The sequence below is a fragment of the Chryseobacterium sp. JV274 genome (genome assembly GCF_903969135.1).
GTDB lineage: Bacteria > Bacteroidota > Bacteroidia > Flavobacteriales > Weeksellaceae > Chryseobacterium.
In genome coordinates, this window is sequence record NZ_LR824569.1 from 2025896 (window position 1) to 2052219 (window position 26324).

Genomic DNA, 26324 nt, shown 5'->3' on the forward strand with positions numbered 1-26324 from the left:
AAAGTACATCCTGATACTTTTGTCTCATTAATCTTAACAAGAAAAACAATGAGACATTTAATAATTTATGCACATCCTAATGAGAACAGTTTAAATCACAATCTTTTAAATACGGTTGTTGAAATCCTTCAGTCCCGGAACGAGGAATTTATTGTGAGAGATCTTTATACCATAGGTTTTGATCCTGTACTTTCTTTGTCTGATATGCAGGGACAACGCATGGGAAAAATATCAGATGATATAAGAATTGAGCAGGAGTATATTTCATGGGCAGAACAGATTACTTTTATTTATCCTATATGGTGGACAGGTCTTCCTGCAATGATGAAAGGCTATATAGACCGTGTTTTCAGTTATGATTTTGCCTACCGCTATGATCATGGTATACAGAAAGGGCTTCTGACTGGTAAAAAAACCGTGATTATCAATACCCATGGAAAATCTCATGAAGAATATGAAAAAACAGATATGGATAAAGCACTTGCTTTAACTTCTGATAACGGAATTTTTATCTACTCCGGGCTGGAAATCATCAGACATTTATTTTTTGATAAAGCAGATAAAGCGACTTCAGAAAATCTTGAGATCTGGAAAGAGCAAATTAAAAACTTATATTCTGAATATGCCTTAATTATTAATAATTCATAAAAATAAACACTGTTAAACAAGCCATTAACTCTTTATTAATCAACACCTATAAACTGACAAAGAAAATAATAAAAAACAGTTTTCACATCTTTATCCTGTATTTTGCTTTTAAGAGATTTATGGCATGAAATTAGCTTCAAAAACCGCAAGTAAAATTGTTTTGAACCATTATTTTAAGCCATTAAGATAGATGGATGGTTAAGTTTTTTCTTAAAAACAAATCTTGTTATAACCCTGCAATACGTCTTAATGGTTTAAATATTGGATCTTCAGGAAATTCCTGTATAATGACAACATTATGAAACATTTAAACAGTATACTACGTCTTCCATTCTTCAGTGAATATTATGCTCCGAGCTATCGTTCGGGAAGACTTTCTATATCTGTAATTCAATAAAATAATCTAACGTATATATAGAGCCCGGACAGTACCTGTCCGGGTTTTCTCATTTTAAAACTATTCAACATGATCCATTTATTACAAGAAAATGTGGCTATCATTCTGCCTGAAAATGGGCTGGAAGAAAAACTTACACAAGCCAAAGAGGAAAAGAGAAAACTATCTATCAAGCTGGGGTTTGATCCTACTGCTCCGGATCTGCATCTGGGACATGCAGTAGTATTAAAAAAGCTGAAACAATTTCAGGATCTGGGACATCAGATCATTATAGTGGTAGGAAGCTTTACAGCAAGAATTGGTGATCCTACAGGGAAAAATAAAGCCCGAAAACCTTTAAGTGCTGAAGAAGTACAGCATAATGCCCAGACGTATATCAATCAACTTTCCAAGGTCATTGATGTTCAGAAGACAAAGATTGTGTTTAATTCTGACTGGTTGGATGCGCTTGACTTTTCAGAGGTTATCCAGCTGTTATCAAAAGTAACTGTTGCTCAATTGATGCACCGCAATGATTTTAATAAAAGATTTACAGAAAACACTCCTATTGCCATGCATGAACTTGTATATCCAATTCTTCAGGGGTTTGATTCTGTAAAAATTGAGTGTGACATCGAAATGGGTGGTACAGATCAGCTTTTCAACTGTACCATGGGAAGACAGCTTCAGGAGGTGCACGGAATGCCTGCACAGATCGTCATGTGTATGCCATTGCTGAGAGGTCTGGACGGAAAGGAAAAAATGAGCAAATCCCTGAACAATATTATCGGCCTGACAGATGGGCCGAATGAAATGTTCGGAAAAACGATGTCGATTCCCGATGCTTTGATTGAGGAGTTTATCAACCTGGCCACAGATTTTTCAGTGGAAGAAAAAACGATTCTTGTTTCAAAAATGGCAGAAGGCGAAAATCCTATGAATATTAAAAAACTCATTGCCAAAAATATCATCAGTCAATACCATGACGTTGCTTCAGCAGAAAATGCGGAACAATTCTTTATCAATCAGTTTCAGAATAAAAATTTTGAAGAGAAAGTGTATGAGCCTGTTTCTATAGGTTCTTTGAAGAACAGCCAAAATAAAGTATCTCTTGTGGAACTTTGCCATCAGCTTAAAAGTGACCTCAGCAAATCGGCGATCCGGAGACTGATTGAGAATGGAGGAATTCAAATCAATAACAGTAAAATAACGGACTCTAATGAAGAAATGGAACTGATCCCTCAAACCAAAATAAAGATCGGGAAAAGGGGCTTTTTTGAGCTGATATAAAGCGAGAAGATGGGAGCTGGAAGAGGGAAGTTTTTGAAAGACGATGAACTTATAAAGTTTTTTGATAGGAATATTTTTTAAACAGAAGTTAAAATTAAAAAATACAGAAGTTCCTTACAGTCCAAAAATAACTTCCAGCTTCCCTCTCCCATCTTCCATCCTTCAACTTATTTCAATATCTTCGTTTTCTAAAAACTATTTTCCAATGAGCTACATCATGGTAGACATAGAGTCAGACGGCCCGATTCCAGGAGATTTTTCCATGGTCTGCTTCGGAGCAGTACTTGTGAATGAGGAACTGGACACCACTTTTTATGGAAAACTGAAGCCTATTTCTGAAAAATTTAACCCTGATGCTTTAGCGGTTTCCGGTTTCAGCAGAGAAGAAACAATGAATTTTGATGATCCGGAAAAGGTAATGCTTGCTTTTGAAAACTGGATTAAAATACATTCTAAAGGCAGACCGATATTCATCAGTGATAATAATGGTTTCGACTGGATGTTTATCTGCTGGTATTTCCATCATTTTATCGGACGGAATCCTTTTGGCTTTTCTTCGAGAAGACTTTCTGATCTTTATTGCGGACTGGAAAAAGATACTTTTGCCCAATGGAAACATCTGCGTAAAACCGAACATACCCACAATCCGGTAGATGATGCCAGAGGAAATGCTGAGGTTCTGCTCTACATGAAAGAAGAGATGGGACTGAAAATAAGTTTTAAATAGCCTTTATCAACTTATGGGAAAAGATACTTCAATTTATATGTTTGACAATGAAAAGGCGGCAGTGAATCTTTATGAGGATCTACGGCATAGAATGTATCATACCCAGACATTCAGAGGTTATATTAATGACAGAAGAAAGGCTCTGAATAATGATAAAATCAGCTTCGATAGAATACTGGAGACCATCAAATGATATCAACAGTATTACTCCTGACGATATGCTGGAAATCACGTTGTTCTTTAGAAGTCAGATTGAGCCTCTCTTTTATCATGATTCCTGGGAAGCAAGGAATGAATATTTTGAAACATTATATCAATATTTAGGAATTTTTTGGCTTTACGAGTTTCCTAATGCTGCAGCATATTATGGCTATATGCATCAATACGAAAATTACACTGAGTTCTTCCCCATTAGCATGCTGAAGAATTATCAGTCGGGTATCAGTATCTGCTCAGAAGATTTTCTGCTCTTCAACGATTATGTAATTTGGGTCACAAAGAAAATTCTTGATCGGTAGTCATTCTGTTCTCCATTCTTATTCTTTCTTCCGGAAATCTATAGAAATGAAATCCAGAATTGATGCAAAAAAATCCAAAAATTCTTATCTTAGAGTCTTATTAATGCTGATATAGCCTAAAATTGGAATTCCAAAAAATATGAGTACTTCCCTTATTTACCGAAAAGCTACTGACAACGACATCGATTATCTTCTTGATCTGAGAATGAAAACCATGAATCCTCATTATGAAACTTCAGGACTTTCTACCGACAGAGATACCACCCTGCAAAGAGTTCTGTACCAGTTTGAAAAAGCTGATATTATTCTTTTAGACAATCAACCCGTCGGACTGTTAAAAGTAGACCGAACATTTACCAACATTGAGGTTCTGCAACTTCAGATTGATCCCAGCCAACAAGGTAAAGGTCTTGGAAAAAAGATTTTGTCAGATATTCTGGAGGAAGCTTCATTAGCCGGGAAAACGGTATCATTAAGTGTTTTAAAAACCAACAAGGCACAGCATCTTTATATAAGTCTTGGGTTTAAGATTACAGGGGAAGATGAGTATTCCTATTTTATGGAAACGGAAAGGCAGTAAATAATTTTTTTTAAAATTTTGGCTAAAGCCGTTGAATGTTTCCTTTGATGAAATAATTTGATTTTTGTCATTCTGACGAAGGAAGAATCTCATACATAAACAGCATATGAGATTCTTCACTACATTCCATTCAGAAGGATACTCCCTGAATCAAGTCTTGATTATAGTTTAGTTTTTAGTGATTCGCCATCGTCACGTAGATGAGCCTTCCACCCTCTTCTGCAGATAACAGTATTTTTTTACCATCAGTGAGTTCAACCATAGAACCAGGTGGAATTTCTTTCTGTTCTGTGACATCTTTCATTCCTGATAAGCTTTGGTTGACCAATACCCATCTTCCCTGGTGGAACGTAAAATATCCTACAGGCATTTTATCCTGCATCGTCAGGTTTTCATTGCGTATTACCTTTCTGGAAACGTGCCATTTGAACAGATACTGGTTATGATAGACCATCAGTCTGTGATTTTCAGGTTTCCATACCTCATCATCAAATTTAAAATATAAGTCTAAAACGGGTAAGGTTCCCTGATGTGGTGTTCCGCAGAACGGACATTTGGGACTGCTTGTATTATCAAAGACGTACCATTTTTCGGTACAGCCGGAATTATAACAAGGCTGTATCAGATCTACGGTTTTCAACAGCGCAGCTTCCCATTCATTGGCTGTGGGACGCCTGATGGGATCATGCAATCCGTCTATAAAGGTTTTTCTGAAAAGATCCGAAATATAGGGCCCGGTTATGGTATAAGGAATCTTTTGAGGATCAGCCCAGAATGCATCCCATTTCCGGAGATGATCAGCTTTTACATGATTGGATAGATTTTCCGGATCTTCCACAAACATAGCTTTTTCTCCCATCGACAGAATTTCATCTTTTTCGGAATCCAGATCCCAGATTTTTCCCCCACGCAGCGGATGTCTTCTTAGCAGATACATATAAATCAGAACAGCAAGGGCATGCAGATCTGTTTTTTGATTGGGCAAATGTCTTCCCGGATCCTGAAGGCTTAAATGTTTTGTTTTTAAAACTTCAGGAGCAATAAAATCTGCAGTTCCTATCACTTCCGGCGGAAAGAGTTTAGGAACAACCAGACCGTCAATATCGATAATACAGGCAGATTTTGTAACAGGATCTACCAGAATATTATTGTAAGATAAATCAGAATGTGCCAACCCCATCTGATGCAGTTTTTTCACTCCTCTGCTGATATTGACTGCAATCTGGAAATAACTCAGCCAATCTCCCAGCTCCGACTGATCCAGTCTCAACGGATACTGCTGATTCCTGAACATAGGAGCCGTAAACCACTTTCCCACTTTATCCTGTCCCTGAATATTTTCTGACCCGATATATCCTTTCGCAAAATAGAATTTATTATGGTAAACAGGAACCACAATTCCTGTGAGTTTATTTCTTTCAACAATATCGTAAGGCCACCTGAATATTTCATTCAGAAAGTACTCAGAAGCATTACCATTCTGTATACTCTGCAGATAGGTAGAAACAATTCTCATGATTCTTTCTTTTTGCCCTTCATCCAGCGGATTCCGGTAAAAAGCCACCACATAGTCTTTATCAGGAGAAAAATAAACATCTTTCATGCCACCCCGGATAGGGGTTTCATCTACATATTCATAGGATTTGGCTGTGTCCAGGACAGAAACAACCTTAATGGTCTTTTTCATGGTGTTAATAGATTATTGCCAATGTACGGTCATCGTGATTTCCTCTGCTCCAGAAATCGCTCCATATTAAAAGTTCTTCATGAATTTTTTCATCGTTGATAAAATCAACTTTTGTACGGTCATCATTGTTTCCGGCCAGGTCTTCAAAAAACAATTTCCAGTTTTCTGTATCTTCCAGTTTATTTTCGGTGATGAATTTCGGATCATAAATACCGTCAGTCATCAGCACGAGATAGGAAAAATCATCCACACAGGTAATTCTGAAACGGGAATCCATCTGATCGTTGAAAATTTCTTTCATGGTGATAAAACGGGTACCTCCGCTAAACTCACCCACATCCATCTGATTTAAAAGTTTTACTTCAGAAAAATCAGGATCGATAAGATTAATCGGGCAGTCTCCCACTCCAAAACTAAGAATCACATACCCGAAACTAAACTTTTTAAGTAATGTAAAAATCAGCGTAGCATGCAGATCACTTACGGACAGAACATTTTCTATCGCCGCTTTTTCTAATGTCTGATACACTTCTGCAACACTTTCTGATAAAATATTTTTGATATTTTGCTCTGCCTCTGAGCGTTCTCCAATGGAAGCCTCAGTACCATACATCCCATCAATACTGCTTTCAATTCCACTTAAAATCTCCTGCGAATTGAAAAACTGACTGATCGTTGCTGTTGACAATCTTGAACCTTCTCTTGCAGCCGCTGCCGAACCTGCTCCATCTGAAACAGAAACAATATTCCAGTCTCCAGGAAGGTTATTCACTGCAAAATCATCTTCACGAAATTTCCCTTCATGGGCGTGAGAACGTCCTCTTTTGGAAGCCACAACAATTTTTTTGTCTGAAAATGAACCTTTGAATGAATCTTCTTCCGACTTATAAAAAACGGCATTTCTATCGCTTGGAATATTTTTCCACAAGTCTTTCGGATCTGCGTTTACAAAGAGCTGTACTTTTTTAGTTTCAATCTGCTTCTGATCATGAATATGATAAAACTGAACATCCAGATGATACATATTGTTGGTAACCGGAGTTCCTGAGATTGTATCATTTTCAAAGGTAAGTTCCGTTTCTTCGAGGCCACTGATATTCTGAATTTTTATGTTCGGAAAATCTTCCATGTCAAGGTGAAATTCATAGAACTGTTTTGCACTGGCATTCTTCAATACCCAATGAACCTCTTTGAATTCTTCTATTTCTTTATAAATAACAGCTTGTTCCACAGTCTTCGGTTTAGATTCACCGGCTGATTTCCGGAAAAATTTACCCATCATTAACCCAAAGTTCTGTTAATATCAAATCCTCCACCGGAAAACCCATAGTAATCCGAAGTTCCACACCATGGACATTTGCTGTATCCTTCTCCCCTCAGACAGTGAATTCCGCCACACGAACATGTTGCCAACGCAATGGGATTGGCACAGTGAGGACATGAAGTTCCTCCATCCAGCTCTTCAATATTGATTTTAAGAAGGGTTTTCTGATTTGAAGAAAGTCTGTAGTAGGCTTTTTCATCAATTTTATAAGCCCCGTCCAGTCTGTAATATCTTGTTGCCATTCCCGGTATGCTGGATTCTGCAAATGCTTTTTTAAATTTCATCAGATAAAGCTTTTCAGTTTCCTGGCATTTTCCGTTCAATACTACAAAATTGTTATCCGGAAATCTCTGTTCCATTTCAGGATCTACTTTCTCAAGAATATGGGAATCAATCTTAGAAAGGTTGATTCCTTCTTTTTTGGCTTCTGTTACGCTTTGGCTGGTCGTTTTAATAGAATCTGTTACCCATTTGAAAAATTCTTTATAAGAATTCTCATCAGAATTATTAAACAGCAATACATTATCGGCTAATGAACCGAGCAGTTTATAGTTTGTATTTTCACCTATAGATACGGCAATTGTATTGGATTTCCCGCTGTACTTGTTATTCCACCTCTCAATGGCTTTGGTGGCATCATCAGTGGGAACACCATCAGTAAACAGGAAAACGATAGGTTTCCAGTCACCTTTTCTTTCATAGGTGGTTTTCACAATATCCCTGTCAATACAATCCATTACTTTGATCAAACCCTGGGAAAGTGAGGTTCCGCTCCCGATTGGAATTTTAGGAGGATAAAAGCTGATAATATCCTGCAATGGAGTAATCACTTCGGCTTCTCCTGCAAAACCTACAACGGAAATATAAACGGTTTCCAGTGAATACGGATCTTTTTTTAAGTCCCTGATGATATTAGCGATACCTTCCTGTACCTGCTCAATAGGTTCTCCAACCATAGATTCGGAGATGTCTACTAAAAAATAAATAGGCAGTCTTCTCATGTTGTAAAGACAATTTTTTAAATAATAATAGTAAGCTCCGATGGTGGCGGAGGTAATGTGATATTTTCTCCCGTATTCTGCGACTGTCCTCCCTGTGTAATGGAAGAACTCACCCATTTGAAAAAGGAAGAAAGGGTAATAGCATCTGTAGTATCAAGCTTTACTACATGATCTGTCAGTTCTTTCAAAAACTGTTCATCAGCTTTCGGACCGGCTGCACAACCTACGATGGCACCAAACTCCAGTCCTCTGATTACAGGAATCATCTGTCTGTACTTCTGGATATCTGAAGGTTTCCCATCCGTAAATATAAAAAGTAGTGGCTGCCAGTCTCCTTTTGCTTCGGCAGATTCTTTTACAACTTCTTTCTGCACCAATCCTGAAACCATTTCCAGAGCAGCTCCCGTATGGGTTGGGCCACTGTCCGGGCAGGTAATTTCCATGGGATAAAAACTGGCCAGATCTGTTAAAGGAATAATATTTTTAACTTCTCTATCGAAGGTAATGACGCTTAGATGCAGGCTGTCCATCGCCTGCGGATCTGCACGAAGCATACTGATCAATCCGTTGAATCCGTTATTCAGTGCCTGAATAGGCTCCCCGTTCATAGAACCTGAAGTATCTAATAAAAAATAAGCTAATAATCTCCTGCTCATTATGACAAATATTTATTCTGAAGCCGGCGGAGGAAGTCGAAGACTTCCAAGCCGGCTTTTATTTGGTTTGATAAAAATTAAGAATCTAATTGGAATAAGCGTACTGCTGTTTCAGAATATCTATAAAGTTATCTGTATGATGCGGCTCACCCACAGCACGGAATTTCCAGTCTCCATTATGACGGTATGCTTCTGCAAAAACCATTGCACACATTCCGTTCATACTAGAATCTCCGGAAAGGCTGTATTTTGTAATTTCTTTTCCTGTAGCATCTACCGCCCGGATAAATGCATTTTCGATCATTCCAAAGTGCTGATTATTCGTTTTTCCCTGATAAATGGTAACAAGGAATACAATTTTCTGATAACTCTGATCCAGCTGATCCAGTTTTACAATGATCTGTTCATCATCGCCATCTCCCGCTCCAGTTCTGTTATCTCCTGTAAGCCATACATTTCCGCTTGGATGCTGCATAGAATTGAAGAAAATCACATCTCCCTGATAAAGCCCCATCTGTCTTCCGTCATTGGTCTGTACGGTTCTTCCAAGATTTGCTACTTTGCCGTTGCCATCTAAGAGGAAAGCCACTGCATCAAGGTCATATTCGGCTTCTTTACTGAACAGTTTTCCAAAGAATCCTCCACCTTGTTTTCTCACATCCCATCCTAAACCAATGGTTACTTTTGAAAGATCATAAACGCTTTCTCCGCGGTCATTCTTTCTTAAATCTATCGTTTGTCCTTTCTGTAAATTAATTGCCATAGTTATCGTTTTTGTGTATTTGGGTGTTTTTATTTGATGATCTGTCCTTTATAGTATTTCTCCAGGAAAAAGCCAAGATCTGCTCTGTATCCTATCCCAGAGGCTTCAAACTTCCAGCTTCCGTTTCTTTTGTACAGCCTTCCGAACTCTACACCGGTTTCAATGGAGAAATCTTCATCCAGCTCATATTTTGCAATTTCCTGGTTTGAATGATTATCAACAACTCTGATATAAGAATTTCTTACCTGTCCGAAATTCTGTCTTCTTCTTTCAAAATCTTCTATGGTTACTACGAAAAGAATTTCTTCCACTCTTGAATCTACTTTATCAAGATCTATTACGATTGCTTCATCATCGTCACCATCACTGTTTTTACCATTGGGATCATCACCTGTATGGGTAAGTGCTCCGTCCGGAGAATTCAGGTTATTGTAAAAAACAAAATATTCTTCGCTTACTAATTTTCTGTCAGAATCAATCATGATTGCAGAAGCATCCAGGTCAAAATCGTAGCCGGTTCCTTCATTGGGATCCCAACCTAATCCAATCGTCATTTTCGTCAATCCTATATCGATTTTTTGTCCTTTCTGTAGATTAATTGCCATAGTGTTTTATATTATGATTATTTTCCGCATTAAGATAGAAGTGATTTATGAATTGACCAAATTTATTTAGTAAAAAATGATCTACAAAGCCCAACTAAAGCTATTTAAGTCACAAATCGCCATAAAAAAAGGTTCAATTAAAAAATTGAACCTTGTATTGTTAAAAAGAATATTAAATTAATTTTCAAACCCCTTATCCGAAACGGCAGCATTTCTTGCTTTGGCCAGCATAGGAATAGAAATCAGTCCCATCACCAGCATAATAACAATCTGCAGCGGTAAAGAAATAAAGGAATAGGTCAATCCCATTTCACCCCCGAAGTCAGCACTTTTTCCTACTGATATAAAAAGAGCCATAAAACCATACTTCATGGCAAGGTTATAAGCTCCAATACCTCCACTGGCAGGAATAATCATTCCCAATGTTCCTACTACAATAATAAAGAAACCGTCTGCAAAAGTAAATGCGGATGTTTCAGGAAGGGCAAAACAAACCAGGTAGGCAGCTAAATAATAACAAATCCAGATTCCTAATGTATAAAGGATAAATTTTCCTTTTTCTTTTAGTTTAAAGATGGAAGTTAATCCCTGAAAAATTCCATCAATAAAGTTGACAATTTTTCCTAAAAACGGAATTCCTGAAAGTTTCTTCTTGAATACAAAAAATAAAACTGTTCCTACAATCAGAATTGAAAGGACCAGTAAAATCTTGTTAGGATTCATATTTATTCCGGAATTTTTGTAGAATGACAGAATTGCATCATATTTAAACAATAAAGTCAATCCTAAAAAACCTAGCATACATATAAGATCCACCACTCTTTCCAAAATGATCGTTCCAAAAGATTTGTCCACAGGTACTTTTTCTACTCCATACAGAGCCGTAGCTCTTGCCACTTCGCCACTTCTCGGAATGGTAAGGTTCATCAGATATCCAAATGATATTGACCAAAGAGAATTTGAATTTGAAATTTTGTATCCCATGGGTTCAAGCATCAGATTCCAACGAATTGCCCTAAACCAATAAGCAAGAAGGCCAAATACAGATGCAAACAGCACCCATAGGTAATTCGCTTTCGCCAGTGACTTCTGAATGACTTTAAAATCAAGCCCTCTTAAAGCAAGCCATAAAAAAAAGCCTGCAAAAGCAAGCGATATTACTATTGTTAATATTGATTTTACCGGACTTTTTGATGTTTTCTCCATGTCCTAGGTAAGAAGGTTTGTTTTTTCATCCGGGAAAACAATCTTCGGCTGAAAGTCTTTAGCCTCTTCCGGGGTCATCTGCGCATAAGCAATAACGATGATAATGTCATCTTTTTGTACTTTTCTTGCTGCAGGCCCATTCAGACATACTTCTCCGGATTTTCTTTTTCCTTTGATAACGTACGTATCAAAACGTTCTCCGTTGTTCACATTCACAATATAGACCCTTTCTCCTACTACCAGACCGGCAGCTTCAATAAGATCTTCATCTATTGTTATACTTCCTATATAATTAAGGTCAGAGGCAGTTACTCTCACCCTATGAATCTTTGACTTGAAAACTTCTATTAGCATGGTGCAAATTTATTAATAAAAATTAATAAAACAGGTCTTTAGTATCATTTAAAAACTCCCACAAACACAAGGGTTTAATTTTATAAAACACAAGGATTCTGAGGATTACTTATAAATTTAATAATCATATGGTTAAAAAAATTAAATGTTTATACTTAATTTAGGATTTAATAAATACAAGAAACAATATTAACTTTTTGCTAAAGTCAATAAGCATAAGCATTTGGCATGATTTTAGTAACGCGTAACGTAGATTTTCTGTGAAAAGTTGAATTATCATATTTCAACCAATTTCACCAAAAAGCAAAAAAATCTTACAAGTTTTAATAAAAAAATTGCACAATTAGAAAATAGTATTATATTTGCTATAATTACGAACTAACTTTAATATTAAAAATTATGAACAAGTCTGAATTAATCGACGCAATCGCTAAAGATGCAGGTATCACTAAAGTTGCAGCAAAGGCTGCTTTAGAATCTTTCATTGGTAACGTAACTACTACTTTAAAGAAAAAAGATGGAAAAGTATCTTTAGTAGGTTTCGGTACTTTCTCAGTAGCTGAGAGAGCTGCTAGACAAGGGATTAACCCTGCAACTAAAAAACCGATCAAGATCGCTGCTAAAAAAGTTGCTAAATTTAAAGCTGGAGCTGATTTATCAAATGCAGTTTCAGGTGCTAAGAAAAAATAATCATTCAGATTAAAAAAATTCAAGGGCTGTTTCTTAGAAACGGCCTTTTTTTGTATTCAATAAAGAAATTGAACCATTAAGCAATTTTAAGCGATTAAGAATTATTAAGTTGGCTAAAGCCACTTATTATTGATACAAATAAATAAGCGGGCTTTAGCCCGCTTCTATTTGATATTACTAAGTGTATATTTTCAGGATGTCAGTATCATTAAAAAAAATTATTAACATCTGGCTTCTAAACTCTCATTACGGTGCCAGTCTTGAAATTTTCCAATCCAGATCTTCCAGCTGATAAATAATTCTGTCGTGAAGACGGTTGGGTCTGCCCTGCCAGAATTCAATCTCATAAGGTCTTGCCAGATATCCACCCCAATTGGAAGGTCTTGGAACTTCGGTATTTTCATATTCCTTTTCCAGCTCTTTTAATTTTCCTTCCAAAAACTCTCTGTTGGGAATCACCTGACTCTGCGGAGAAACTACAGCTCCCAGCTGGCTCCCTTTCGGCCTTGAATGGAAATAACCATCACTTAAGTTTTCTGCCAGTTTTTCAAGATCTGCTTTGATGATGATCTGTCTTTCAAGATTAGGCCAGAAGAAATGCAGACATGCTTTATGATTGCTTTCTATTGCTTTTCCTTTTCGGCTGTCATAGTTGGTATAGAAAATAAAACCTTCATGGGTATATGCTTTAAGAAGGACCATTCTTGTTCTCGGACATCCATCTTCCTCTACTGTGGAAACAGCCATAGCATTGGATTCTGAGATCATCGGGCTCTCACTGGCCTCCAAAAACCAGTCTCTAAACTGCTCGATTGGATTTTGTTTTATCTCACTTTCAATAAGTTGGGATTTATCGTACACTTTTCTTTTGTCGTGCAGGTTTTCCATAAATATTTTTTATTAAATTTGAGTATGAATCACTCATACAAAGGTAAAATATTAATCTCGACACCTGACATTTCCGGCGATATTTTTTCAAGATCGGTAGTGTTGGTTGTTGAACATAATGAAAGTGGTGCATTTGGTTTGATACTGAATAAAAAGAACAGCCAGATGAGCAGCAAGTTCAAAGATTTTTTTGACTTTAAAATTGAGGTGTATGATGGAGGTCCGGTGGAAAACGACAAAGTGTTTTTTATTGTAAAAGGTAAAAGAGTTACTGAAATCTATACAGACATCGCAGATGAATATTATCTTACAGAAGATATCGAACGTATTATAAATGCTATTTTGAGCAGCGAACTGGATATTGAACACATCAAAATATTCTCAGGCTATTCCGGATGGTCGCCAGGCCAGCTTGATACCGAAGTTCAAAGAAAAATGTGGACGGTAGTGGATGTTTATAACCTTGACTATACGCTGCCCAATGACCAAAGTCTTTGGAAATCGATTATGCAGAACCTTGGGGGAGAATTTCTTCTTTGGGCCAATTCACCTGAAGATATTTCGCTGAATTAAGTACCATTTTCATGGCAATCAGACAATTAACAAACTTTAAGATTCCTTTAACCAATTTTAAAGAAAGTTTTTCCGTTCTTTGAAAAACTAAAATCACTGATATGAAAGGTATTACATTACTTGCTTTATCAATATTTTCTACCGCATTTTTATCATTTAGCCCAATTAACAAAAAATACATTGTCATAGATGCCGGTCATGGTGGAAATGATTTTGGGGCTACACATGGTGAAATTCGTGAAAAAAATATCTCATTAAGTGTTGCTAAGGAAATCCAGAAGATCAATGAAAGCCAGAATAAATATCAAATCGTTCTGACAAGGGATTCTGACAGTTATCCTACTCTTTCCGAAAGAACAGATCAGATCAATAAACTTAATCCTGAAATGGTTATTTCACTCCATGTCAATACGTCTCCTGAAAAAGAGAGATCTGATAACGGATTTGAAGTGTATACTCAGAATTCTGATGTTTCAAAGGAATTAGCCGGAAAAATTTACAAGAAATTCAATGCCCGTAAAATATCGGAGAGTAATCTTCATATTTTAAGAGAAACGAAAGCACCTGCCGTATTGGTAGAACTTGGATTCATCAATAATTCTGAAAACAGAAATTATATAACGAGTGAAAAAGGGCAAAAAGAAATCGCACAGAAATTTGTTGAAATCATCAACGAATACTAAATAAAAAAAAACAATTTCTGATTTAATCAGAATAAAACCCGGTAAAGGACTTCTGGAACTTTGTTGTTTACCGGGTTTGTCAATTTTTATTGATTAAAACTTTTCTTCCAGCTTTCTACCAATTCTGAGAAACGGGAGTTTTCAAAAGTCTTATTTCTTATCTTAGCTACAGAAAATATACCTTTCTCTTCAGAAATCATTAAAATCTCTTCAGCTTTCTGAGACTCGAATGCAATAATCTCGTGTTCCTGAATATCAGCAAGGTTATTTTTATGTAAAAAAGTAACAAAATTTTCCATCAAAGGAGAAATGTAAGCTCCTTCAGTCTGCTTTGGCACTTTGATAATGTCACCTTCTAAAAAAAGAAGATTTCCGGCAGTAGTACGTGCTATTCTTTTATTTGGATTCAGAAGAATAACGTCATCAAGGTCATTTTCCTGAGCATAGATCGCTCCGTAGATATTTTCCGGACAGTGAACCCTGATATTGCTCAGAAGGTTGTTATTAACGTTAATTTCTTTAATCAGATCCAATTCTAAAGGTCTTTCATGAACTGCCAGTATATCTGTCATTTCTGAAATTTCGTAAAAATAGGAAACAGAAGATTTTGCCAATGTTACGCCGTCATTATTCCTGAACACCTGGAAATTGATAATTCCGTTCTTTACTCCTTTACTTTCAATAATTTCTTTTTGAAAAAGTGTCTGGAAAAATTCCAGGGTGTAAGTCAGAGGAATATTCATTCTCATCTTTCTCATGGAAGCCATCAGGAAAAAATAGCATTCTTCGTCCATGATCAATCCACCATTTCTTACAAAGAAAGAAACTTTCACTGAGTCGCCCCAAAGGAAGGCTCTGTTCTTTACATTTAACTCGTCTGATGTAAAATATTGATTTTCCAATTTTTGATGTGATTTATTTACAAAAAAATAATGAACGATAAATCGTTCATCAGTTTTATCATTTAATATAGCCCGGTATTATGCCGCACCCAGTTTTATTCTCAGGTTCTCAATAAGATTTTCCCAATACATTGCATTTTCCTCTTCATCACCTTCTTCACAGAAATCTGTAATATTTAAAGCCAGATCTTCTGTAATATCATCAATTGTGATAGTCATTTCAAAGAAATTTTTTGTTCCTTCATCTTCTTCCCATCTGAAACGCACGAAACCTTCAGGCTTATATCTGATCAAAGTAGCCTTCTCAGCAGGGCCTCCACCCCAGCTAAAAAAGAAATCATCGCCTTTCTCTGTTACCTCATCCGCAAACCATTCAGACAATCCTTCTGCAGTCGCCAGATATTCATATAAAATCTCTGATAAACAGTGCATTGGAAATTCGTAATGGACTTTATGTTTCGCCATATAATCTTTGTTTTATCGTCCCGCAATATATAAATTAATTTTTTTATTACGCAAAAAAACAATTACTTTTTTAAAGAATCGGTATGATATTTATCAGAGGATTTAAATCCTTATTCCATTAATTTTTACTGGCTAAAATTGTCATGTAAAGCATAAAAAAATCTCTCCTTTCCGGAGAGATTTTATCTTTAATTTTCGTTCAGTATATCAAGAATAATCTGACATCCTTCTCTGATTTCATTTTCAGATAATGTAAGAGGTGGTGAGATTCTCAGGTATTCATTTCTGTACAGCTGCCAGAAAACAACAAGTCCGTTTTCCATACATTTTTTGGCCACTTCCAGTGTATATTCTGGAGTTCCGAGATTCACGGCAAGCATTAAGCCTTTACCATTAATATTTTTAATTTTAGGATGAACTAAAAGTTCTCTGAACAATTTTTCTTTTTTTTCCACTTCATTCATAAGCCCGCTGTCCAGCACTTCCTTTAAAGTAGCGTAACTTGCCGCTGCAATCAATGGATTTCCGCCAAAAGTAGTAATATGCCCAAGCTTTGGTGAATGTGATAAGCTTTCCATAATTTCTCTGGAACTCATAAAAGCTCCTACAGGAACTCCTCCTCCCATTCCTTTCCCCATCACCAGGATATCAGGAACGATTCCAAAGTGTTCGAAAGAAAATAGTTTCCCTGTTCTTCCAAATCCGGGTTGAATTTCATCTAAAATCAAAAGAGCACCTACGTCTTCACATCTTCTCTTCAGTTTGATCAGATAGTCGTTAGCAGGAACCAGAAATCCAGCGGCTCCCTGAATGGTTTCAAGGATGACACATGCTGTTTTCTCAGTAATCTTATCGAAATCTTTTTCATTATTAAATTCAATGAAAGAAACCATCGGTAATAAGGGACGGAATTCTCTTTTATGAGTTTCATTTCCTGAAACACTCAAAGCACCATGGGTATTTCCGTGATACGAGTCTTTAAAGGAAACAATTTCTTCTCTGCCTGTATATCGTTTTGCCAGCTTCAAGCTTCCATCAATAGCCTCAGCACCACTGTTTACAAGATAGGTAACTTCTAATGGATCCGGAGTAGCTTCCGCCAGCAGTCTGCATAGCGCTATAGGTTTTTCCTGCGCATATTCTCCATACACCATTACATGAAGGTATTTATCTGCCTGTTCTTTGATTGCATTCACAATCTTAGGATGTGAATGCCCCAGCGTATTGGCAGAAACTCCTGCTACAAAGTCAAGATATCTTTTCCCGTCTGTACCATAAATATAGCTTCCTTCTGCTTTTTCAACTTCAAAACCTGCAGCAAATTTTGTGGTTTGAGCCTGATATATAAAAAAATCTTTTTGCATTTCCATTGTCTCCAAAATTTCAGCAAAGCTATAAAAGATTCGGCACATGCAGAAATTATCCGACTTTAATAAAAAAATTACCCCTGAGCATGTCAAGGGTAATGGATTATCAATATTAAAAAGTTCTGACTGTTCTTACAGTACTTTTTCTATAGTTACAAAGCTGTTATTGGTTACAGTATAAGAAGTGGTTCCTCCCACTTCGGAAACGGCTTCCAATGTGATATACTGTCCCTGCACTGCATAAACCGAGAAATCAAGATTGATCTTTCTGTTCGTTCCGTCAAAATTCACTGTATTTTCAAGCAGCTGGAATCTCTGTGCATCATTTACATAGAGTCCTGCTCCTAATCTGCTGCTGAATGAGCCTGCCGGTCCTGTAAACGTGATGTTCAGGTTAATTCTGTATAAACCGGTCTGGCGTATGTATAACCTGTTGAGATTGGCTCCGGATGTGGCTACATTGGTTTTAAGCTTAAGCGGATCAGCAAGAAAATTAGGTTTATCAATCAGAGAATTGATTGGAAGCAATACAGATCCTGTGGTGGTGGAGACGGCGTTAAGCTGAAATCTAGAAATATTATCAGACTCCACTTCAAAAGCCTTACTCCATACCAATCCGTTAAAAACCATTACCTGTCCCGTACTTTTAACGAAGAGAAGCATTCCTTTTAATTCTTCGATGGCCGTTACCGGTGCACTGCCTCCTGTATAGGGAAGTAACGCTTCTGTATCTACCGCAGGAAGACCAAAACCTTTGACGCCGGATGCCTCATTTGTATTGGTAATGTACATCATCACCTGATCATTTCCGCTCGCATTGGAATCCGGGTTGGGAATATTGGTGAAATTTACCTGTGCGCTGTATAGACTGCCCATGAGTATCAAACAGCTGAAAATATATTTTTTCATGATTAGTAAGCTTTAATTAAACGTGCCGCAAGATATGAGCTGGCCGAATTTGTATCTGTTCCGTAAGCTGCCAATGCACCTCCTGAAATGGCAGTGGAACTGATGGCCGGAACCACTCTGAGCTCTGCTCCCACCGGAAGAGAAATAGTCTGTGCAAAACTGGATGTCTTATTACCCTGGGTATCCACAATGAACACAATGGAATAATTGGTCTTTGACACTACGGTTTCCCAATCTGAAGCAGGTGTGTATTTAACCTGCAATGTGAGTTTAAATTCAGTAACTCCTGCAACGGCTCCAAAACTTCCACCCGTAAAAACAAGAGCAACTCCTACATCGTAGATCCCCGCTGTTTTAACAGTAACGTTGCTTGCATTCTTAAGCAGTAAATTATCTACAAGAACCTGGCTTCTGTTATCGGCAGCAAGGTAGGCAGGTGAGCCTCCGGCAAAGCAGAATCCAATTCCAAATGAGATACAGGGAATGGTAATCCCTGCAGAAATTCCCAGTCTGGATGCCCTTAGCTGATAAATCCCCTGGATTTGTCTGGCAGGATTCCAGGCATAGCCGTCGTATTTATAATACTGTTCATCAGTCTTGTTATAAATAAGACTCCCTACAAGGTTAGCATAATCATCAAATAAATCCGGTGCGGAAGCATTATATCTTGGGAAGGCCGTATGTGTATTTGAATAGGGAAGAATGACCCCTTTCACACCGTCCTGAACTTTCACTATATTCCGGTTGCTAACAATATCGCTACCAATGGTCACCTGTGCTATTAAAGTGTAATGGAAAATAAGCACAACAAGTAATATTATCTTTTTCATCTTATTGCATATTTATTTTTTCAACAATAATTTCAGAAACCGCATTTCCTGTTTTTGACATGGCAAAAAACATATTATTTCCGCCTAATGCTCCTGTGCAGACCCCTGTACCGATATCCTGGGTTCCACCCATCGTCAATCTTAATTTATCTCCTGCATTGAAGGCTCCTACATAAGTAAATGCCAGAGACTGACCCACATCAATAGAACCCGGAAGAAGGGTTGTAACAGAAAGAGCTCCTGCTGTGGAACCGCTGGTGGTGTTATTAATAGGTCTCCAGGTTGGATCTGACACCGTACTTATCTCAAGATCCAGTTTCGATCTGAGGTTAATAATCACCCCGATACACAGCGGTGTACTGATATCCAGCGCTCCACTTTTAAATGAAACCTTATACAGTCCTCTGGTATTAATATTAATTACATTGCTGGTGGCAGCATCCAGTGAAACATCAGTAGCAATCTCATTAAAGCTCGGGATAGCTGTTGTGAAATTGACGTTAGCCGCTGTACAGGTTCTGACCGTAAGTGCGCATGCGAGTCCGCACGTTCCACAGCTGGTTGTAACCGTACCTGATCGTATGAAACGCGCCATTTTATTGTTCTTCATGGTCGTTACGATAGGATCTGAAATTTTCCAGGTGGTTCCGTCATTCTGTACAATGCTTCCGGTTTCTCTGTTGAAAATAATGGAACTTTGGGTACCGTTTCCGGTGGTACCGACAGCTGATGCCGGCAGGACTGCTGCAGTGTTGGATCTCGGCATCCGTGCCGCATTGTTGTCCTGTTTTACATGCAGAAGTGCTCTGTTGTCTGGTTGAAAATTAGGAACTTTCGAAATCCCAACTTGTGCATTGACCCTTATAAGACAAAATATAAGAGCCAACAGGGAATAATTGATTTTCATTTTCTGTTTTTTTTATCATTGTTGGTATTCTAAATTTATAAAATATTATAATTGAAATGATAACGTAAATAAAAAAAAATGTTAAATAAAAAATCGGGGTAAAAAATCCCGGTTTTAAAAGGAATTAAGTATCAGGTAGAGACTGGATGATGCAAAAAAAACAATATTTATAATTATTTTTTTTAAAAAAAGAGCCATTTATATAAAAAAAAATCACCATTTCTGATTGAAAGAATGGTGATTTTTTATTTTTTGTAAAAAATATCCGTTATTATTTTCGAACTCTCTTAGGCTTTTTAGCTTCTTCTTTGGCTTTTTCGTCATCAATTGCTTTCTGAGCTTTATCGAAGAGTTCGCTGTCAGCGGTATACTGTATTTCTTCGTTATTCGGGCTGTCTACCAGAATATCCTGCCATTTCCGGATCCGGTCTTTGGTATTCCAGTTAAAATCGGGAAACTTCCTTCGTGCCGGTTCTATTTTACTCATCGGATAGGTATCTGAATTTGCTCCAATACTGCATGAAATAATCTGCAGGGCTCTTTCTTCAAATAATGCTCCGATAATTCCGCAGGTAGAAAGGGTAATACCTATTCTTTCCGGCTTTTTAGTTTCCTGATCGGTATCATCTACATAGACAATAGATTGAGCATTTCCAACTACTCTAGCTTCTTTAATATCATTTTTCTCATAGTAAACCGTCATGAATTTTCCTTTCACCTGATTGAATTCATCTTTGAGAGTAAGTGAATCTACTTTACTGATGGCAAAGGCATTTCCGATTACTTTTAATGAGTCTATATCTTCTGTCTTGGTATTAAAGTAAGCTTCTACTTTATCACCGGTTACCTGTTTTTCACCACTCCAAAGAATCGGGCTGGTGTACATATGCATAACTCCGTCTGTTTCATTGAAAGCAATAGAATCTGCTCTTCCCTGTGCATTGGATTTATAAATACGAGCTTTTTTAAAGGCTCTTAAGTAGCTTTTCTTAACTTTGATATCCAGTGAATCCGGTCTTTGATAGGAGATTATTTTTTCTGCTGCAAAATAAATGGAATCTTTTTCCATCACTTTTACGGCATAAGGATTTTTCGTCATCATCGCAGAGTCTTTTTTCTCAAAAATCTCTCCGTAGCCTCCTTTTATATACCTTCTTTCTTTGGGATCATCAAGGGTTACATTTCCGGTTGCTTTACCAAACCCTGAAATCTGATTGTAGTACATATCATCGCCGGTAAGGATTTTCTCATTATAAAAGATCCTGGAGTTTTTAGTTAGATAAGCCTCCTTGGAATCCATTTTATAGGTTCCTCTCTCCGTATAGATTCTGTTTCGGGGATTGGTTTTGCTGGTAATGGTTGTAGGACCGTTAAAATCTGCAATTTTTGTATTTTGGTTCTGCTTGATATTGGGCCCTTCAATGATATACTGAGGCGTTTCTATTTTCACATTCCCGGTAAGGTCTACCACTCGTGTATTGAGGAAGTAAGTTCCTACTTTGGCGTAGGTTACATTCTGCCCATCAGAGATGGTTCCTCCTGTATTAAAATAAGCCTGATTAGCCAGTCTGTCATAATACAGAATATCTGTTTTTATTGTTTGTTTGGGGTCAGTTAAGACCACATTTTTTCTGGCAACACCTTTCTGGGTATTGGCATCATATTCCATTTCTCCTGCTGTGATTACAGAGCCATCAGTATTTTGAAGTCTTGTATTGCCTATTGCTTTTACAAAATTCTCTTCATTGTACAGGACGACTTCATCAGCAGTAAGAATGGAGCCCTGATGTTCAATCTGAACATGACCGGTAAAATATTGATTCCCGTCGTATTTTTCAGGGTCTTTCTTAATTTCGTCTGCGTGGATGATCTTTACTTTATCTTCAGGTCTCATCTGTTTAGGCTGACCTGTTGAAGGATTCTGCAAATACGGATCTCTCTTCACGGGTGTTTTATCCTGCGCAAAGTTTAGCGTAGAAATAAAGATTAGCAGAAAAAGGATTATTCTCATTAATTAGTCATTCTTAGTGCCATAAAAATATAGCGAATGAGAATCAATTCTTACGCCAAACGCTTCTTCGATGGCTTCTTTGATTCCTTGGATTCTTGGGTCACAGAATTCAATAATTTCTTCAATCTCTTTGTCAGAGTCTTTTTTGTAGATCACCAGGTGGTCATGTTGCTTGTCAAAATAAGACTTCTCATAAGATGAAGAGGTCAATGTCTTTTCTCCGAACTGATGCTTACGGATCAAGCCTGCATCAAGGAAAATTTCAATAGTGTTGTAAATCGTCGCTTTGGAAACATGATATTTTTTCTGCATCATCAGAAGATACAGATCATCAACGTTGAAGTGATGATCCATATTATAAATTTCTTCCAATATCGTATATCTTTCAGGTGTGTTTCTGAACCCTTTTTCTAATAAGTAGTTTCTTAAAACATCCTTGATCAAAGCTATATTTTTTTCTTTTTGTACTGTATCCATTAAAAAAATTATCTACAAATTTATTGAATTTTATTTAAATAGATATTATGGTTAATACTAGTGGGTTAAGAGTTGTGGCGGAAATATCCGGACTGCTCTATCTTATTATCATAGACTGTTAATTCTGTGATTGGTGCAGATTCAACTTCAACGTTGTGAGAAGATACTCCCCAAGCCTTAAAGTCATCACTTCCGATATACTTCACAAAGTTATAAATGTTAAGAATAATCTTTTGTTTAACAGTTAAAAGGATATCGTTGATATAGGTGTTATCTATGATCACATATTTAAGATCCGGCGGTATCTCATGAGATCTTAAAGAAGGATGGCTGCTTCTTGAAGGAATGGTTCCATCAGCCATTAAATCTTTAAGGACCATATTGAAGTAATCATTGATTCTTCGGTCTACTTTAAACCCTAAAAGGAAGTTGATTTTATATACTGTTCCCGGAAGGATTTCGTCTACTGTATATTTAAAAGTATATGGATCTTCCTGGTTTACAATACTCAGGATAAAATAATGGTCTGCTCTTTTCGGTTGTTTTTTGATGATGGAATAGATGATTTTTGATTCTACTTCATCGTTTCTTTTTGCTCTGCTCAGATAAGCCAGGTTTGTAGCATATTTCGGAATGGTTTCATCCAGTTTCATGTCTTTAAGGATAGACACATATTTTTCTATTTTCACAAACTGGATAAATCTTGTTTTAATCAATCGTCCGTTATACCATGCATACATAGAAAGTCCGATAGAACCAGCCAAAACAACTGTGATCCAACCTCCTTCCAGGAATTTGATAATATTGGCACTGAAGAAACCTAGTTCAATAGCCATATAAACAAACGCGAAAAATAAAATCAATATTTTGCTTACTCTTTGTTTCAGTAGCCAGAATACCAGCAGGATTGTTGTCATCAGCATGGTAACTGTAATGGAAAGTCCATAAGCGGCTTCCATTTTTCCGGATTCCCTGAAATGCAGAACGACAATAATACACAGAATAAGAAGTCCCCAATTGATTCTTGGAATATACATCTGTCCTTTAACTCCGGAAGGATAATCAATTTTTTGATTCGGCCATAAGTTAAGAGACATTGCTTCTGAGAATATGGTGAAAGAACCTGTAATCAATGCCTGGCTGGCAATAATTGCTGCGGCTGTTGCTAAAATTACTCCCGGGATGATCATCCATTCTTCCATAATTCCAAAGAACGGGTTTACTACAGAAAATCCAGGTTTGTTGTAATTAGTCAAAAGCCATGCTCCCTGCCCAAGATAGTTTAGGATAAGCATCACTTTAACAAATCCCCAGCTTACTCTGATATTTTTTGCACCGCAGTGTCCCAAGTCTGAATAAAGCGCTTCTGCTCCTGTTGTACAAAGGAAAACAGCACCTAAAATAACAATTGCACTTGGTGAGTTGACAATAAGTTTGTAAGCATAGTAAGGATTGAAAGATCTTAAGATCTCAAAATTTTCGCTCAAATGCATTACTCCCAAACCACCTAATACCAGGAACCAGACAACCATTACAGGGCCAAAAAACTTCCCGATAAAGCTGGTCCCAAACTGTTGTACTACAAAAATTACAATCAGAATTCCAATAGTGATAGGTACAACCGGGGTGTGAGGGTTATAAATTTCAAGCCCTTCAATGGCCGACATTACGGTAAGCGATGGTGTAATTACTCCGTCTGCAATAAGAGCGGCTGCTCCTACTATAGCAATGAGATACAACCATCCTTTCTTAAGGTTTTTTACTAGTGAAAACAAAGCAAGAATACCTCCTTCACCTTTGTTATCTGCTCTTAAAGCAATGATTACATATTTTATTGTGGTCTGCAGGGTAAGCGTCCAAATAATACATGAAAGAGCACCCTCTATGTATTCATTGAAAGGCATATTACTCCCTTGGAATCTTGCATTCACAATTGCTTTCATTACGTAAAGCGGAGAGGTACCAATATCTCCAAAAACAATTCCTAGAGACACTAAAACTCCAATAAAGGAAAGTTTCTTTATGTCGAAGTGGTAGCCATCTTCTGTAACTTCTGCCATATCAGCTTAATTTATTTTAAAGGCGCAAATTTATACTAATTTTATGACGTCAAGAATTTTTCTTCATGAATATAATAAATGAAAAAACTTCCTTTCGGAAGTTTTTCTCTATAACTATTTTACGTACATCGCTTTTTTAATTTCCTCTTTTACTTTTTCAAGCTTAGGGAACCATTCTGCAAATAATGCTGCAGAGTATGGTGCAGGTGCATCAGGAGTAGTAATTCTCTTGATAGGAGCATCTAAATAATCAAATGCTTTTTGCTGTACCATATAAGTAATTTCAGAAGATATAGAAGCAAATGGCCAAGCTTCTTCTAAAATAACCAATCTATTTGTTTTCTTCACTGATGCCAGAATAGTATCAAAATCAAGAGGACGAACTGTTCTAAGGTCAATAACCTCTACAGAGATTCCTTCTTTAGCCATATCTTCAGCAGCCTGTAAAGCCAGCTTCATGATTTTACCGAAAGAAACCAAAGTAACGTCTGTACCTTCTCTCTTGATATCTGCTTTTCCTAATGGTAAGTAGTATTCTTCTTCAGGAATTTCCATTTTATCTCCATACATCTGCTCAGATTCCATGAAAATAACCGGGTCATTATCCTGAATTGCAGTTTTTAACAACCCCTTCGCATCGTAAGGATTTGAAGGAACCACTACTTTAAGGCCGGGAATGTTTGCAAACCAGTTTTCAAAAGCCTGAGAATGGGTAGCTCCTAATTGTCCTGCAGAAGCCGTAGGTCCACGGAAAACAATCGGACAGTTCCATTGCCCACCACTCATCTGACGGATTTTTGCAGCATTATTGATAATCTGATCAATTCCTACCAATGAGAAATTGAATGTCATATACTCTACAATTGGTCTGTTACCATTCATCGCAGCCCCCACAGCAATTCCTGTAAAACCAAGTTCTGCAATTGGAGTATCAATTACTCTTTTAGGACCAAACTCATCAAGCATTCCTTTTGAAGCTTTATAAGCACCATTGTATTCTGCAACTTCCTCCCCCATTAAAAAGATGGATTCGTCTTTACGCATTTCCTCGCTCATTGCCTGTGCAATTACCTCACGAAAAGTATATTCTGCCATATTTATTCGAAAAATTTAGACTACAAAAATAGTGTTTTTTTATTATACACATCATAAAAAGGCTTCTCATTTGAATGGAAAGCTTTAATATTAATTTTATTTAAAACGGTTTTTCTTCGTGATTATACAGTTATTTGCCGTTTATCTAAAGCTATGAAGAAATTCCAAGTAATTCTTTTGCATACAAAAAATGACATCTCATTTCTGAAATGTCATCTAAAATTCTATTTAAACTTAAATTAATTAGCTTTCTCCCAAGTTTGGGTTTTTCCAATAAGAGATATTCCAATATATCCTTTTACAGTCAGTTTATCTCCTTTTCTGATGATAAAACACTTATATGTTTTACCATTCTTTGGATTGGTAATGGTCCCTCCATTGAACTCATTCCCGTCTTTTGAAAGTCCTCTAATCACTTCCATTCCTAAAATAGGTTTGTTTTTTCTGTCATCTTTACATTCAACACAATTAGGGTTTTCTGGAGTGATCAGCAACTGAACAACTTTCCCATAGTATTTCCCATCAGATTTTTTAAAAATCTCAACAATAGACTTTGGTTTTCCAGTTTCATCATCTATTGTTCTCCACTTACCTTCTATCTGCGCAAACGTGAGTACACTAAACAAAGAAAGCGCGAACGTTAACAATAATTTTTTCATATTTCTTATAGTTTTAATTTTTATACAATATTCTTATCTACGTATTGATAAAAATATAAATTAATTTTCAACG

29 protein-coding genes are annotated in these 26324 nt (G+C 36.9%); 9 read left to right on the forward strand and 20 right to left on the reverse strand.

What is annotated here, in order from left to right; genetic code table 11:
• Positions 1–48: 48 nt before the first annotated feature.
• From CHRYMOREF3P_RS09415 to CHRYMOREF3P_RS09440, 6 genes are all read left to right on the forward strand, one after another.
• Positions 49–648 (forward strand): NAD(P)H-dependent oxidoreductase, encoded by a 600-nt coding sequence (locus tag CHRYMOREF3P_RS09415; RefSeq protein ID WP_180564474.1) that lies wholly within the window; start codon positions 49–51, stop codon positions 646–648.
• A 466-nt stretch (positions 649–1114) separates the two neighbouring features.
• Entirely contained in the window at positions 1115–2314 is a 1200-nt protein-coding gene (gene tyrS / locus CHRYMOREF3P_RS09420; protein ID WP_180564475.1) for a tyrosine--tRNA ligase, read from the forward strand.
• 205 nt (positions 2315–2519) lie between these two features.
• Positions 2520–3041 carry a 3'-5' exoribonuclease domain-containing protein gene (locus CHRYMOREF3P_RS09425; protein WP_180564476.1) on the forward strand — a complete coding sequence of 174 codons (522 nt, stop codon included), beginning with the start codon at positions 2520–2522 and terminating at the stop codon, positions 3039–3041.
• Positions 3042–3054: 13 nt separating this feature from the next.
• Entirely contained in the window at positions 3055–3234 is a 180-nt protein-coding gene (locus tag CHRYMOREF3P_RS09430; protein WP_180564477.1) for a hypothetical protein, read from the forward strand.
• Complete coding sequence (locus CHRYMOREF3P_RS09435; protein ID WP_180564478.1) at positions 3191–3559, forward strand: hypothetical protein; 369 nt, start codon at positions 3191–3193, stop codon at positions 3557–3559. The genes CHRYMOREF3P_RS09430 and CHRYMOREF3P_RS09435 overlap by 44 nt, the downstream gene beginning before the upstream one ends.
• Before the next feature lie 139 nt (positions 3560–3698).
• Entirely contained in the window at positions 3699–4139 is a 441-nt protein-coding gene (locus CHRYMOREF3P_RS09440; RefSeq protein ID WP_077419165.1) for a GNAT family N-acetyltransferase, read from the forward strand.
• Positions 4140–4314: 175 nt separating this feature from the next.
• Here the strand turns inward: CHRYMOREF3P_RS09440 and CHRYMOREF3P_RS09445 are convergent, their stop codons facing one another.
• The 8 genes from CHRYMOREF3P_RS09445 to panD all read right to left on the reverse strand — a co-directional run bounded on the left by CHRYMOREF3P_RS09445 (position 4315) and on the right by panD (position 11735).
• The gene (locus CHRYMOREF3P_RS09445) at positions 4315–5826 is read right to left on the reverse strand and encodes a helix-hairpin-helix domain-containing protein (protein ID WP_180564479.1); all 1512 of its coding nucleotides are present in this window, start codon (positions 5824–5826) and stop codon (positions 4315–4317) included.
• Positions 5827–5830: 4 nt separating this feature from the next.
• Positions 5831–7108: a protein phosphatase 2C domain-containing protein gene (locus CHRYMOREF3P_RS09450; RefSeq protein WP_180564480.1), complete on the reverse strand. Its 1278-nt coding sequence runs from the start codon at positions 7106–7108 to the stop codon at positions 5831–5833.
• Positions 7108–8151: a TerY-C metal binding domain-containing protein gene (locus tag CHRYMOREF3P_RS09455; RefSeq protein WP_180564481.1), complete on the reverse strand. Its 1044-nt coding sequence runs from the start codon at positions 8149–8151 to the stop codon at positions 7108–7110. The genes CHRYMOREF3P_RS09450 and CHRYMOREF3P_RS09455 overlap by 1 nt, the downstream gene beginning before the upstream one ends.
• Before the next feature lie 17 nt (positions 8152–8168).
• Positions 8169–8807 (reverse strand): vWA domain-containing protein, encoded by a 639-nt coding sequence (locus tag CHRYMOREF3P_RS09460; RefSeq protein ID WP_180564482.1) that lies wholly within the window; start codon positions 8805–8807, stop codon positions 8169–8171.
• Positions 8808–8892: 85 nt separating this feature from the next.
• Complete coding sequence (locus tag CHRYMOREF3P_RS09465; RefSeq protein WP_077419160.1) at positions 8893–9570, reverse strand: TerD family protein; 678 nt, start codon at positions 9568–9570, stop codon at positions 8893–8895.
• A gap of 29 nt (positions 9571–9599) precedes the next feature.
• Positions 9600–10175: a TerD family protein gene (locus tag CHRYMOREF3P_RS09470; RefSeq protein WP_047378867.1), complete on the reverse strand. Its 576-nt coding sequence runs from the start codon at positions 10173–10175 to the stop codon at positions 9600–9602.
• Between the two features lie 177 nt (positions 10176–10352).
• On the reverse strand, positions 10353–11381 hold the full coding sequence (locus CHRYMOREF3P_RS09475; protein ID WP_077419159.1) for a lysylphosphatidylglycerol synthase transmembrane domain-containing protein: 1029 nt from the start codon (positions 11379–11381) through the stop codon (positions 10353–10355).
• Between the two features lie 3 nt (positions 11382–11384).
• Positions 11385–11735, reverse strand: a complete 351-nt coding sequence (panD, locus tag CHRYMOREF3P_RS09480; RefSeq protein ID WP_047386679.1) for an aspartate 1-decarboxylase — start codon at positions 11733–11735, stop codon at positions 11385–11387.
• A gap of 399 nt (positions 11736–12134) precedes the next feature.
• On the opposite strand from panD, the gene CHRYMOREF3P_RS09485 reads away from it, so the two are divergent.
• Positions 12135–12425, forward strand: coding sequence for an HU family DNA-binding protein (locus CHRYMOREF3P_RS09485; RefSeq protein WP_002976900.1), 291 nt, complete (start codon positions 12135–12137; stop codon positions 12423–12425).
• A 246-nt stretch (positions 12426–12671) separates the two neighbouring features.
• On the opposite strand, the gene pdxH is transcribed toward CHRYMOREF3P_RS09485, so the two are convergent.
• Positions 12672–13313: a pyridoxamine 5'-phosphate oxidase gene (pdxH, locus tag CHRYMOREF3P_RS09490; protein ID WP_077419158.1), complete on the reverse strand. Its 642-nt coding sequence runs from the start codon at positions 13311–13313 to the stop codon at positions 12672–12674.
• A gap of 24 nt (positions 13314–13337) precedes the next feature.
• On the opposite strand from pdxH, the gene CHRYMOREF3P_RS09495 reads away from it, so the two are divergent.
• Positions 13338–13886 carry a YqgE/AlgH family protein gene (locus CHRYMOREF3P_RS09495; RefSeq protein WP_077419157.1) on the forward strand — a complete coding sequence of 183 codons (549 nt, stop codon included), beginning with the start codon at positions 13338–13340 and terminating at the stop codon, positions 13884–13886.
• 101 nt (positions 13887–13987) lie between these two features.
• Positions 13988–14569: an N-acetylmuramoyl-L-alanine amidase gene (locus CHRYMOREF3P_RS09500; protein ID WP_180564483.1), complete on the forward strand. Its 582-nt coding sequence runs from the start codon at positions 13988–13990 to the stop codon at positions 14567–14569.
• A gap of 86 nt (positions 14570–14655) precedes the next feature.
• On the opposite strand, the gene CHRYMOREF3P_RS09505 is transcribed toward CHRYMOREF3P_RS09500, so the two are convergent.
• From CHRYMOREF3P_RS09505 to CHRYMOREF3P_RS09555, 11 genes are all read right to left on the reverse strand, one after another.
• Complete coding sequence (locus tag CHRYMOREF3P_RS09505) at positions 14656–15471, reverse strand: aminotransferase class IV (RefSeq protein ID WP_180564484.1); 816 nt, start codon at positions 15469–15471, stop codon at positions 14656–14658.
• Positions 15472–15549: 78 nt separating this feature from the next.
• Complete coding sequence (locus tag CHRYMOREF3P_RS09510; protein ID WP_034696870.1) at positions 15550–15936, reverse strand: START-like domain-containing protein; 387 nt, start codon at positions 15934–15936, stop codon at positions 15550–15552.
• A 188-nt stretch (positions 15937–16124) separates the two neighbouring features.
• Complete coding sequence (locus tag CHRYMOREF3P_RS09515; RefSeq protein WP_180565763.1) at positions 16125–17300, reverse strand: aspartate aminotransferase family protein; 1176 nt, start codon at positions 17298–17300, stop codon at positions 16125–16127.
• A 135-nt stretch (positions 17301–17435) separates the two neighbouring features.
• Positions 17436–18212 carry a hypothetical protein gene (locus tag CHRYMOREF3P_RS09520; protein WP_077419154.1) on the reverse strand — a complete coding sequence of 259 codons (777 nt, stop codon included), beginning with the start codon at positions 18210–18212 and terminating at the stop codon, positions 17436–17438.
• A gap of 2 nt (positions 18213–18214) precedes the next feature.
• A complete protein-coding gene (locus CHRYMOREF3P_RS09525; protein WP_180564485.1) occupies positions 18215–19042 on the reverse strand; it encodes a hypothetical protein in 828 nt (275 codons plus the stop codon).
• Between the two features lies 1 nt (position 19043).
• Positions 19044–19949 carry a hypothetical protein gene (locus CHRYMOREF3P_RS09530; protein WP_180564486.1) on the reverse strand — a complete coding sequence of 302 codons (906 nt, stop codon included), beginning with the start codon at positions 19947–19949 and terminating at the stop codon, positions 19044–19046.
• A 271-nt stretch (positions 19950–20220) separates the two neighbouring features.
• Positions 20221–21960: an OstA-like protein gene (locus CHRYMOREF3P_RS09535; protein ID WP_077419151.1), complete on the reverse strand. Its 1740-nt coding sequence runs from the start codon at positions 21958–21960 to the stop codon at positions 20221–20223.
• Positions 21961–21963: 3 nt separating this feature from the next.
• Positions 21964–22437, reverse strand: coding sequence for a Fur family transcriptional regulator (locus CHRYMOREF3P_RS09540; protein ID WP_047386665.1), 474 nt, complete (start codon positions 22435–22437; stop codon positions 21964–21966).
• 65 nt (positions 22438–22502) lie between these two features.
• Positions 22503–24497: a KUP/HAK/KT family potassium transporter gene (locus CHRYMOREF3P_RS09545; RefSeq protein WP_077419150.1), complete on the reverse strand. Its 1995-nt coding sequence runs from the start codon at positions 24495–24497 to the stop codon at positions 22503–22505.
• Positions 24498–24611: 114 nt separating this feature from the next.
• Entirely contained in the window at positions 24612–25592 is a 981-nt protein-coding gene (locus tag CHRYMOREF3P_RS09550; protein ID WP_047378880.1) for a pyruvate dehydrogenase complex E1 component subunit beta, read from the reverse strand.
• Between the two features lie 239 nt (positions 25593–25831).
• Positions 25832–26251 carry a DUF2147 domain-containing protein gene (locus tag CHRYMOREF3P_RS09555; RefSeq protein ID WP_077419149.1) on the reverse strand — a complete coding sequence of 140 codons (420 nt, stop codon included), beginning with the start codon at positions 26249–26251 and terminating at the stop codon, positions 25832–25834.
• Positions 26252–26324: the final 73 nt, after the last annotated feature.